This is a genomic window from Agreia sp. (genome assembly GCF_964263775.1).
GTDB lineage: Bacteria > Actinomycetota > Actinomycetes > Actinomycetales > Microbacteriaceae > Agreia.
The window spans coordinates 1-3,371 of the sequence record NZ_CAXVWM010000137.1 but is presented as its reverse complement, the minus strand read 5'-3'; the positions used below and the strand labels follow the sequence as shown (position 1 = coordinate 3,371).

Genomic DNA, 3,371 nt, shown 5'->3' with positions numbered 1-3,371 from the left:
CTCGAGCTCGCCGCCGAGGCCTGTCTCGTCGAGGGCGATTGCGAAGTCCTCGCGGTACTGCCGGCAGCTCGAGTACGAGCTGTAGGCGCTGGTCGCGATGGCGATCAGCCTGCGGTGACCCGCGGCGGATGCCTCGCGCAGCGCGTCGGCGAGGTACGGCTGCCAGTTGCGGTTGCCCCAGATGACCGGCAGGTCGATGCCCCGACGATCGATCTCGGCCTGAAGCGCCAACTGCAGTGCGCGGTTCTGCGCGTTGATCGGGCTGATGCCGTCGAACGCGCGATAGTGGTGGGCGACCTCTTCGAGCCGCTCCTCGGGGATGCCCCGGCCGCGCGTGACATTGCGGAGGAACGGGATGACGTCGTCCTGGCCCTCCGGCCCGCCGAACGAGGCGAGCAGAATGGCGTCGTACGTCGTGGGTTCGGTGACGTGCTCGGGGCCGTCTGCCGAGGCGGGCGTCGCATTGCGCACCCGTTCGCTCACTGCAAGACCTCGATGACCTCGGCCGTCGTGATGCGGCGACCCGTGAAGAACGGGATCTCTTCTCGAACGTGGCGGCGGGCATCCGTCTGGCGCAGGTGACGCATGAGGTCGACGAGGTTCAGCAGGTCGTCGTCTTCGAGTGCGAGGATCCACTCGTAGTCGCCGAGTGCGAACGAGGCGACCGTGTTGGCGAGCACGCTGCTGTATTCGCTGCCCTTTCGGCCGTGGTCGCCGAGCATGGCGCGGCGCTCGTCTTCAGGAAGCAGGTACCATTCGTAGCTTCGCACGAACGGGTAGACCGTGACCCAGGCGGCCGGCTCCTTGCCGCGCAGAAATGCGGGCAGGTGGTTCGACGAGAACTCGGCGTCGCGGTGAACTCCGAGTGCGTTCCAGGTGGGCAGCAGAGGCTGGATGAGGCTCGTGCGCCGCAGTTCGCGAAGCGCCCACTGGAGGGTCTCGGGAACCGGGCCGTGCAGCCAGAACATGACGTCGGCATCCGCCCTCAGGCCCGACACGTCGTAGAGGCCCCGCACGACGACGCCCTCGGCCTCGACGATTGCGATGGCTTCGTCGAGCTGGCCCACCGCGCCCGCCACGTCGTGGCCGTCGAGCGCGGTGGCGCGCTGCGGGTTGCGACGCAGAACCGCCCACAGCGTGTAACCGATGACCTCCTCGGCGGGCGTGGCGGCCTGGTCGACTGTCGGGTCAGTCATGATCCTCATTCATTCTTCGTCATTCGCGCCGCCCGGGACGGCGGCGAAGGTACGCGCCGGCTCAGCGCCGGGTCAGGAGCCGCACGGCGAGGAACACTGCCCCGCCCACGGCGACCGCGAGCCCGCCGACGCCCGCGGCCAGGGCCGCCGGGTTCTCGTCGCGCAGCACGCGGATCTTGTGGGAGATGTCGGCCGCGGCCAGCTTGGCCTGCTTCGGCACGTTGAGCTTGTACTCGATCGCGTCGAGGGTCGACGCGAGCGCCTCGCGGTTCTTGACGATGTCGGCCGAGAGTTCAGCCGAGCTGCGCTTGGGCTCCTCAGGCTTGTCGTTGCGCTCAGCCGAGGATTTCGCGACCTGGGCGGAGGCGCGCGCGACGGCGGCGTCGATGGGAGCGTCTTTTTTGTCGTTGCTCATCGGCCGAGTCCCTTGATCGCGTTGACGTCTTTCTTGAGGGAATCGACCGACTCCTCGGGAACGGGCGGAATGCCCTTCTTGACGCTTCGAACGCCGACGAGCACGAGGATCGCGACGATGATCAGCAGGGCGCCCGCGACGATCAGGGCGGCGAGCCACGGGGAGAACACCGTCGAAAGCCCGAGAACGGCGGCGGCGATGAGCACGGCGAGGGCGAAGAACCCGAGAAGTGCCGCGGCGACGAAGAGACCGGCGCCCACGCCGAGCTTGGCGAGTCGCGAGGTGATCTCGCGCTTCAGACCCTCTATCTCGTCTTTCACGAGTGAGGTCAGCAGACCGGGAAGCTCGCCGAGAAGTTCGCCGAGCGACTTCTTGCGAGCCGGATTGGGGATGTTCGTCATGAAACCGGCCTACTCGTCGGTGTCGGTCGCCGCGGTGGCGGGCGCGGGCGTGGCCGGAGTCATCGTGGTCGTCGAGGTCGCCTTCGGGTCGGAACTCGCCTTCGAGTCGGACGTCGCTTTCGGCGTGGACTTAGGTTTGGACTTGCTGTCGTCGAGGTTGAGAAGCGACGACACGACCTTCTTGGCGCCCCGGCCGGCTTTGGCCTGCAGCACGTCGACGCGCTCTCCGGCGAAGCTCTTCACGGTGCCGGCAGCCTGCTGAACGGGTGCGAGGTTCCAGACCTTCTCGGCTCCCGACTTGATCTGCTCGTAGCGCGGCCTTCCGGCACGCGAGCCGAGAACGTAGCCTGTGGCCAGGCCGAGCACCAAAATCAATTTGCCGCGCATGACGACTCCGATCCATTCAAGAGTTGGCGTGAGCTATAAGCGTAGACCGTGCGGCCTGTGCGTGACGCGGGATGATGTGGAGAGCGCACGTGTGTTAGGAGCCGGGCGCCGTGCGCAGCCCGAAGGCGAAATCGGATGCCGCGGTGCGCGACTGCGCGACCGTCGCGGCCAGGCCGGTGCCCGCCATCCAAGCGCCCACGACGAGCAGGCCGGCAACGGAGGCGGCCTGCGTGCTCACGTTTTCGACGCGGGCGCGGTGACCGACCGTCGCAAAGGCCAGGGAGTCGTTCCAGCGCGTGACGTCGAAGCCCCGCACCGAGCTCGCGTCGAGCCCGAGTCCCAGCAGAGCCGACGCGTCGGCAAGCGCCTGGGCCTGTGTCGGCGACTGCGCGGGCAACATCGCGGCCGACATCGTGGTCACGTCGCGGTCATAAGAGAGGCGCAGCACGTGCCTGCCGGGGCCGGCCGCCTCGGCGAGCCAGTTCCACTTGGCCGTGGCATGGGTGAGCGCCTTCGCGTGGATGCCCGGGACACCCTTCGCGACGAGCACACCCGTTCCGCGAGGCGCCGCGTCGAGCCGCGCATCGTCGACCACGAGGGTGGCGAGCTCGACCGACGCCGGCTCGGGCCACGACTCGGATGCGCCGACGTCGAGGCCGAGTCCGCCGAGCAGGGCGAGTGCGCTTCGGAACGACGAGGCCACGATGACGGCCCGCGACGTGATCTCGACGGCCTCGTCGTCAACCATGGGGGCGGCGGTCTCGTCGTCGGCGGCGGTCGCTGTGGTCGCTGTGGTCGCGGTGGTCGCGGTGGTAGTCCAGCCGCCGCCGTTCCCTGAGCCTGTCGACGGGGGCGGCCCCCCGACGAGACCCGTGCGCTCGACGGCCGTCGACATCCGGAATTCGACGCCGAACTTCTCGCAGTCGGCGACGAGCGCCTCGACGAGCCGGTACATGCCGCCGTCGATGCCGC

5 protein-coding genes and 1 pseudogene are annotated in these 3,371 nt (G+C 68.6%); all 6 read right to left on the bottom strand.

The features are described 5' to 3' along the window. Nucleotides 1-483, bottom strand: a 483-nt coding sequence (locus ACE5CZ_RS10745; RefSeq protein WP_374947324.1) for a ferrochelatase, incomplete at its 3' end; no start/stop codon positions are given. Further along, nucleotides 480-1,205: a hydrogen peroxide-dependent heme synthase gene (gene hemQ, locus ACE5CZ_RS10740; protein WP_374947323.1), complete on the bottom strand. Its 726-nt coding sequence runs from the start codon at nucleotides 1,203-1,205 to the stop codon at nucleotides 480-482. The genes ACE5CZ_RS10745 and hemQ, both read right to left, overlap by 4 nt. 52 nt (nucleotides 1,206-1,257) lie before the next feature. Beyond that, on the bottom strand, nucleotides 1,258-1,611 hold the full coding sequence (locus ACE5CZ_RS10735) for a DUF3618 domain-containing protein (protein ID WP_374947322.1): 354 nt from the start codon (nucleotides 1,609-1,611) through the stop codon (nucleotides 1,258-1,260). Further along, nucleotides 1,608-2,012: a phage holin family protein gene (locus ACE5CZ_RS10730; protein ID WP_374947321.1), complete on the bottom strand. Its 405-nt coding sequence runs from the start codon at nucleotides 2,010-2,012 to the stop codon at nucleotides 1,608-1,610. The genes ACE5CZ_RS10735 and ACE5CZ_RS10730 overlap by 4 nt, the downstream gene beginning before the upstream one ends. 9 nt (nucleotides 2,013-2,021) lie before the next feature. Further along, nucleotides 2,022-2,399 carry a YtxH domain-containing protein gene (locus ACE5CZ_RS10725; protein ID WP_374947320.1) on the bottom strand — a complete coding sequence of 126 codons (378 nt, stop codon included), beginning with the start codon at nucleotides 2,397-2,399 and terminating at the stop codon, nucleotides 2,022-2,024. Nucleotides 2,400-2,493: 94 nt separating this feature from the next. Beyond that, nucleotides 2,494-3,371: pseudogene (locus ACE5CZ_RS10720) on the bottom strand (protoporphyrinogen oxidase); the annotation flags it as partial.

Bases quoted from the DNA above. Each gene is read 5' to 3' on its own strand.
- hemQ (WP_374947323.1), bottom strand. From the start codon at position 1,205: ATGAGGATCATGACTGACCCGACAGTCGACCAGGCCGCCACGCCCGCC.
- ACE5CZ_RS10735 (WP_374947322.1), bottom strand. From the start codon at position 1,611: ATGAGCAACGACAAAAAAGACGCTCCCATCGACGCCGCCGTCGCGCGC.
- ACE5CZ_RS10730 (WP_374947321.1), bottom strand. From the start codon at position 2,012: ATGACGAACATCCCCAATCCGGCTCGCAAGAAGTCGCTCGGCGAACTT.
- ACE5CZ_RS10725 (WP_374947320.1), bottom strand. From the start codon at position 2,399: ATGCGCGGCAAATTGATTTTGGTGCTCGGCCTGGCCACAGGCTACGTT.